Genomic DNA, 6,986 nt, shown 5'->3' with positions numbered 1-6,986 from the left:
AGATCGCAGGATGGGCATGTGCAACAATCAGTGAGTTCACAGACCTTATGACCGGTAACCAGTACTATCCATGTGCAGGTCCATGTACCGAGATGTGCCTCCTCGAAGCAGCAGCACAGTCAGTAACTGACACAGCATCCGGCCGTGAGATCCTCTCAGGTGTCGCAGCAGCAAAGGGTGTCATCACCGACAAAACAACCGGTATGGAAGCAAGGATGATGGGAGAAGTCGCACGTGCAACAGCAGGCATGGACATTGACTCCGTCAACGCTGTACTTGACAAACTTGTAGCATCATACGAAGGCGACTACGCAAATGCTCCTGAGGGTAAGACCTTCCAGGAATGTTACGATGTTGCAACCGTTACACCAACCGACGAGTACGTCAAGGTCTATGAGGGTGCAAGGAAGAAACTCGAAGAGTTCGGTCTTTCATTCTAAGTCTGAGATCTCAATAAGATCCTTTATGCCAGCACGATCTGCTGGCATTCTTTTTTTCTTTTCTGCTACTTCTATATTAGATTCTGTAAATATTGCATTATCTGATGCGATCACAGATCAATAAATTAATTGCTATATTGGATAGTTATTCTAAAAGCTTTCAATGGCATAACCCTAATCCATCGCTACTAGCATTGATAATATCATATTTTTAATTGTACTTAAAACGAAATGAACAGGGACTTCTTGTTTAATCCTATATTAGTATCATGATATTTTCAGATCAAATAAAATTCGATTTAAAAAATCCTCAAAATGCTGTTTGATGATAATTTAGACCTATAAAATTTTATAGTTATGATAAATTGGGATCAAAGGTTTCGATAGTCAATAATATTGTGTGCGGCATTCTCTGTAAACAGTAAATAAAAATTGACTATGTTGTGCACAAAATATATATACTAAATTTTAACTCATGTCAAAGCATATTGTTTTTTTTATAATGTACTTTTGTTTTTTTGATATTTTCTCCTTTTTTAAAAATTCAAATGCATAATATTTATATATTTAGCAATTAGGCAAGCAAATTCCGGTTATATGTTAACAAAAAAATATAAATACCATAATGTAATTTGTGCCAGAAATTCAGTAAATCAAGAGTAATCTATCCTTTAAGGATTTTCGTGCTGATTACATAGAATATTGATTGCTAGAAAGTAAAGGTGCATGAACATGGATACATGGACTATAATCAATGGAATCATCTATTTGACCTGTTTTGTTTTGATAGGTTGGATGTTATTAGATGCCAGTAAAGTCTCAAAATAATTGTGGTTTTTAAGGAGAATTAAATGTCTGGAAATACAAATTCGGAACATGGTGTCGTAAAGACACTCCGGCCCTATCACGTATGGGCGCTTGGAGTTGGCATTGTTCTGGTAGGCGAATACATGGGTTGGAACTTCACAGTTGCAAAAGGTGGAATACTTGGTTCACTCTTTGCATTGTTGGTTGCAGGTACCATGTTTGTAATGGTTTCTTTATGCGCTAGTGAACTAGGATCATCAACTAAACTTGCAGGCGGACCTTATGATTGGGCAAGATTATTCGTAGGACCCGGTGCAGCTGCACTTGTGGGCCTTGCAGTATATATGGAATTCATTGCCCTGGAAGCTGCTGACGCTATTGTCGTTGCATCCATCACAAATTCGATCTTCCCGGAAATACAAACATTCCCGGTTACTTTGCTAATCATCGCATTCTTAACATTTATGAACTATCGTGGAGTCGTGGCTGCTCTTAATCTTAACTTTGCACTCACATTCACTGCATTGATAGCTATTATTGTTTTCTTCTTCGCCAACATAACCGGATTTGCCGGCACATGGCATCCGGAATATCTCATATCAGGAGCTATGCCTAACGGTTTTATCGGTATTTTTGCGGCTCTGCAATTTGGTCCCTGGTTCTACCTTGGTATCGAAGGAGCAGCAATGTGTGCAGAAGAATGTAAACATCCAACAAGAGCAGTTCCTCTTGGACAGCAAGCAGGCATGATAACCCTTCTTCTCGGTTCTGGTATGACCCTCTACTTATGTTCAGGTCTTATCCCAGCTGCAGAACTCGGTTCTTCAGTGTACCCACTCTTCGAAGCAGCAACAGCAACAGGTTCAAAATTCCTCATTGCAGCTCTGGGTATCGGTACACTTTTCACCTGTCTTGCAAGCGCAAACGGTACAGTTTGTGACGCATCACGGTCATGGTTTGCCCTTTCAAGGGATAAATTTCTGACAAATTGGTTCGCTGACGTGCATCCACGTTACAGCACTCCATACAGGGCAGTCATTTTCACAATGCCTATCGCGATCGCATTTGCATTTAGTGGTTTCCTCGATCAGGTCATCACCTTTTCAATCATATCAGGTCTAATCTGCTATGTAATGATCCCATTTTCCCTGATCCGCTTTAGGAAGTTATTCCCAGAGCACAGCCAGAAGGTCCGCCCGTTTGTGGGTCCTCTGCAGCCAACAATTGCATACATTACGATTTTCCTTGCCATTGTGATCATGTCTACCCTTAACTGGGGATACAACTACAACCTTATCTTTGGACTATCCTGTTGAATTCGTTTCAGATAACATTACTCAATTTGGATATTCACTTGAAGAATTTACATCCGGCAAGGTACTCTATGGTAATATAATACATCCTGAAGATCGTAAACTAGTATGGGATGAATTACAAGCTTGTGCAGATGAAGGGAAGAAGAATTTCCACAGGGATTACAGGATCGTTACAAAGAATGGAGATGTGCGCTGGATACATGAAGATACGTACATCCAGCGGGATGAAGGCGGAAATATCACATACTTCCAGGGTACAATTCTTGATATTACCGAACGCGTTGAAGCTGAAGATAGCCTAAAAGCAATGGAAGAAGTGCGTACCAAAGAGATCCATCACCGCATTAAGAACAACCTGCAGGTAGTTTCAGGAATGCTTTATCTTGAATCCCTTAAGTTCAAGTATCAGGAAGTTATCGATTCCTTCAGGGACAGTGAGAACCGTGTTCGTTCCATTGCACTGATTCATGAAAAGCTCTACCAGTCAAAGGATCTTGTAAGCCTTGATTTTGGTGATTACATTGAGAACCTGACAGATCACTTATTCCATTCATATAATGTAGATAAGGAAAATGTTAACCTGATATTGAATGTTGAGGATGTTTTCCTGGGAATGGATACAGCTGTTCCTCTTGGTATCATTATCAATGAACTGACCTCAAATGCACTCCAACATGCCTTTGGGAAAGGTGAACAAGGAGACATAGAGATCGATTTCCAAAAAGATAATGATGTCTTCACGCTAATAATTAGTAATACAGGGACCCCATTCCCGGAATCTATAGACTTCAAGAATACAGAATCTCTTGGACTTCAGCTTGTAACGAACCTGACATCCCAGGTCGATGGTGAAATTGAACTGGACAAGACCAATGGAACTAAATTTAAGATAACTTTCCGTGAGAACAGATGAGGTGTTAATATGAAATCTACCAGGATACTCGTAGTGGAAGATGAGGCCATCGTGGCAATGGTGATCAAAAAGAGGCTAATGAACCTTGGTTATAGCGTTTCTGGTGTTGCTGCGACAGGAAAGGATGCAATTACCAAGGTTGAAGGAACATTTCCTGATCTTGTACTCATGGACATAATGCTAAAAGGGGACATGGATGGAATAGAAGCAGCCGATGAAATTCGAAAACGCTTCTCAATACCAGTAGTGTACCTTACAGCACACTCCGATGAGAATACCCTGGAAAGGGCGAAACAAACAGAACCCTATGGATACATACTCAAGCCATTTACAGAAAGAGATCTAAGTAGTAACATTGAAATCGCGATACACAAGCACCTGAAGGAAAAACAAAAAGAAATTTCTGGAAGGATAGAATAACAGCTTATCTCATCCCTATAATATCATTTTTAAGATGCTGTTATTCCCGGACTTTAATTTTTTGATCAAAAGCATTTAATGACCAAATTAATAATGGTTCATGATCAGTTTGACCCGATCAAAAGTGTAAACACAACTTAAGAGAATTTCTACTTTATTTTAACTGGAAAATTAACTTAAATAAAAAGTAACATCACTATGTTAAATCGGATATCAGGTGGGTCTAATTTAATATCTCTCAAATCTAAATAAGGCATGTCGAGCATAAATAAAACAGATAGATATTAAAACATCTCGAATATGGATTACATGTATTGGAAGGCCAATAAATGAATAAAAGTAATTTGTTGTTAATATTATCAATACCATTAGTATTGCTTGCTTTACTATCTACAGGATTCTTTCTTAATAATGATGCTGTTGCATCTTCACCTGAGGTAACAGACCTTGAACAGATCTACAGGTCTGCAATTGAGGATGCAATGATCGCTGAAGAGGATGAGATCTGCAAAGAACTGGTTCCTATAACCGAGTCGAATACTGAACTTCAATGGATGGAAGATTCGGGTGAAAAATATGTCCTTGTTGTAACATGGACAAAGTATCCGGAGAGCTATCCTGTCGGAGTAAATGTGTCTACATGGTGGGGGGATACCTGGGTAATGGTCATTCCTGAGCTGAAAGGCTTTGTTCAGCAGAATGATATACAGGATGATGAGCTAACGGTTAGGCTGGAGCAGCTTATAGGTCTTCCCTATGATAATGGAAATAACTATTTTGTGGAAATGTGGGTGATGCCCGATGATCTTTTCAGACCAGCTCCTGACCCTGAGATCACAGATACGCAAGCTCAACTTTATTTCCATGAGAACGTTTCACAGGAACATCTCGAATGGTTTAATTCCCTTAACAGTACAACATATGAGGAGTATCCATGGACCAGACTGGGATATACATACGATTGGGGTGATCCGAAGAGCGATGTTGGGCTGAGCGAGTACGTCGTAAAGGAGAACTCGCAGGTGATAATAAATTCTGTATCAACAACCCATGATTATTTTGATCAGGAATCAAATTGATCAGAAGATTTTTCCTCACACAGATATTCATCCTTTCTTTTTTTACCCTTCCCGAACAAGTTTCTTTTAATGCATGTGATCCATTTCCAGTGAAGTATGAAATGGACCGCCACAAAAACTGTCAGTAATATGGATGATCTGTTGTGTATTATTGTCCATGTGGCTTTTGTAAGTCCCATATAGACCTGATACCTTCCCTGTGGAATTCCCTCAGGTATAACAAGATACATGAAAAACCCTGTAAAAGCTACGATTATGAAAAGTAGAAAAAGTATGAGGTCCACAATATAATTTATTCTGGTTCTGTTCAATTTTTATCCCCCTTAATCTGGTAACTGTAAATAGGGACCATAGTTAAAAATTATTGTCCTTTCAAAAGAATGTTATCTTTTAGGGGCAGGGTTCCATACATAATAAATTGTCCTGAATACAGATCACGCCACTACAACAATATTTTCCGATATTCCGTCTTCACTTTATTTCATTTTTGTTATATTAGTTTTGTCTTTTTTAATGCCTTTGTCCTTTTTGATCACAACATCAATTCGGCTTAAAACATACATTTGAAAGATGGTGTCAAATAACCCGGGGTTTGCCATATTATATTCGCACCATCTGTTCAGGAGGTGAGGTGATATTTTAATGCAGTTTCAAAAAACGCTATCGGCTAGGTTATATAAGTTTCAGGACAGTGTTCTATTTAGTAATGCCTGTGATGATCTGGCATTGACTTGATTCAAAGTGAATACTACAAAAGGTGAAGAAAATGGGAAATCAGGAACTTTTTGACAAACTTAAAAATGCAATAGTAAACCAGGACATTAACGGATGTCCAGCAATGACACAGGAAGCACTTGACGCAGGAATATCTGCCTTCGACATTATCAACGAAGCACTTGCACCAGGTATGAAGATCGTAGGTGACAATTTCGAAGCAGCAACAATCTACCTTCCACAGATCATGATGTCTGCAAAGGCAATGAAAGCCGCAATGGAGATCCTTGAGCCAGTTCTCGCAGAAGAGAAGACCGGTGAAGGCGTCGGAATGGCTGTAACATTCGTACAGGAAGGAGATATTCACGATATCGGCCACCGTCTTGTTACAACAATGCTCGGTGCAAATGGATTTGAGATCATGGACCTTGGAACAGATATTCCAAACGAAGATGTTGTTGAAGCAATTGCAAAGAACAAGGGCAAGAAGATGATCCTTGTAGGTTCCGCACTTATGACAACCTCAATGCTCGGCCAGAAAGACGTAGTAAGGTTACTTGAAGAAGAGAACCTCAGGGGCGAAGTCAAGATCATGTTCGGTGGCGCACCAGTCACAGATGAATGGATCGCTGAGTGTGGTGCAGACGGCACAGCCGAAAATGCAGCAGAGGCAGCAAGAGTAGCACTTGAGCTTATGAGCGCATAATTTGAGGAGAAATTAAAATGACATTCACAAAATCAGTAAATTGCTTTGATTTTTATGACCGTGCACAGAACGGTGAGAAATGCACCCAGGATGACTGGGATCTGATGACCATTCCAATGAAAGCAATGGAACTCAAGCAGAAATACAACCTTGACTTTGGTACCGAGTTCGTTCCAACCGACAAGGACCAGATGGAGAGACTCTTTAAGGCAGGTTTCGACATGCTCCTTGAGTGTGGTATCTTCTGCACAGACACAAAGAGGATCGTCAAATACACAGAAGACGAACTCTGGGACGCAATCAACAACCCAATGCCAGCATTCCAGCTCGGTACAGGCAGAGATGCAGTACAGATGAAGAAGAGAGAAGTAGGCGACAAGAGAAAGCCTATAGTACAGGGCGGTCCAACCGGCTCACCTATCTCAGAAGAGGTGTTCTCTGCAGTTCACATGAGCTATGCACTTGAGAAAGAAGTTGACACAATTGTAAATGGTGTTATGATGACGGTTCGTGGTAAGCCACCTATACCAGGCAGCCCATACGAAGTTCTCGCAGCAAAGTCCGAAACAAGGATTATCAAGAACGCAGCAG

At 40.2% G+C, this 6,986-nt stretch carries 9 protein-coding genes; 7 read left to right on the top strand and 2 right to left on the bottom strand.

Translation table 11 applies throughout. The annotated features are described in order from the left end of the window. Nucleotides 1-440, top strand: a 440-nt coding sequence (locus LI82_RS00040) for a monomethylamine:corrinoid methyltransferase (RefSeq protein ID WP_048192929.1), incomplete at its 5' end; no start/stop codon positions are given. On the opposite strand, the gene LI82_RS13495 is transcribed toward LI82_RS00040, so the two are convergent. After that, a complete protein-coding gene (locus LI82_RS13495; RefSeq protein WP_269078497.1) occupies nucleotides 432-554 on the bottom strand; it encodes a hypothetical protein in 123 nt (40 codons plus the stop codon). The genes LI82_RS00040 and LI82_RS13495 overlap by 9 nt on opposite strands. A 737-nt stretch (nucleotides 555-1,291) precedes the next feature. Here LI82_RS13495 and LI82_RS00035 point away from each other — a divergent pair. The 4 genes from LI82_RS00035 to LI82_RS00020 all read left to right on the top strand — a co-directional run bounded on the left by LI82_RS00035 (nucleotide 1,292) and on the right by LI82_RS00020 (nucleotide 4,975). Beyond that, nucleotides 1,292-2,563, top strand: coding sequence for an APC family permease (locus LI82_RS00035; RefSeq protein WP_081955682.1), 1,272 nt, complete (start codon nucleotides 1,292-1,294; stop codon nucleotides 2,561-2,563). Continuing rightward, nucleotides 2,547-3,476: a histidine kinase dimerization/phosphoacceptor domain -containing protein gene (locus LI82_RS00030; protein WP_081955681.1), complete on the top strand. Its 930-nt coding sequence runs from the start codon at nucleotides 2,547-2,549 to the stop codon at nucleotides 3,474-3,476. The genes LI82_RS00035 and LI82_RS00030 overlap by 17 nt, the downstream gene beginning before the upstream one ends. Before the next feature lie 9 nt (nucleotides 3,477-3,485). Then, nucleotides 3,486-3,896 carry a response regulator gene (locus tag LI82_RS00025; RefSeq protein ID WP_048192928.1) on the top strand — a complete coding sequence of 137 codons (411 nt, stop codon included), beginning with the start codon at nucleotides 3,486-3,488 and terminating at the stop codon, nucleotides 3,894-3,896. Between the two features lie 329 nt (nucleotides 3,897-4,225). Further along, nucleotides 4,226-4,975 carry a hypothetical protein gene (locus LI82_RS00020; protein ID WP_135607307.1) on the top strand — a complete coding sequence of 250 codons (750 nt, stop codon included), beginning with the start codon at nucleotides 4,226-4,228 and terminating at the stop codon, nucleotides 4,973-4,975. On the opposite strand, the gene LI82_RS00015 is transcribed toward LI82_RS00020, so the two are convergent. Further along, nucleotides 4,960-5,286 carry a DUF4405 domain-containing protein gene (locus LI82_RS00015; protein ID WP_048192927.1) on the bottom strand — a complete coding sequence of 109 codons (327 nt, stop codon included), beginning with the start codon at nucleotides 5,284-5,286 and terminating at the stop codon, nucleotides 4,960-4,962. The two genes, LI82_RS00020 and LI82_RS00015, sit on opposite strands and share 16 nt — an antisense overlap. Nucleotides 5,287-5,741: 455 nt before the next feature. Between LI82_RS00015 and LI82_RS00010 the strand changes: the two genes are divergently transcribed. Then, entirely contained in the window at nucleotides 5,742-6,395 is a 654-nt protein-coding gene (locus LI82_RS00010; protein WP_048192926.1) for a corrinoid protein, read from the top strand. Between the two features lie 17 nt (nucleotides 6,396-6,412). Then, nucleotides 6,413-6,986, top strand: a 574-nt coding sequence (locus LI82_RS00005) for a monomethylamine:corrinoid methyltransferase (RefSeq protein ID WP_048192924.1), incomplete at its 3' end; no start/stop codon positions are given.

It is taken from the genome of Methanococcoides methylutens (assembly GCF_000765475.1).
GTDB classification, from domain to species: Archaea; Halobacteriota; Methanosarcinia; order Methanosarcinales; family Methanosarcinaceae; genus Methanococcoides; species Methanococcoides methylutens.
Note: the sequence above shows the minus strand (reverse complement) of the source record. Positions and strands in the feature narration are given on the sequence as shown.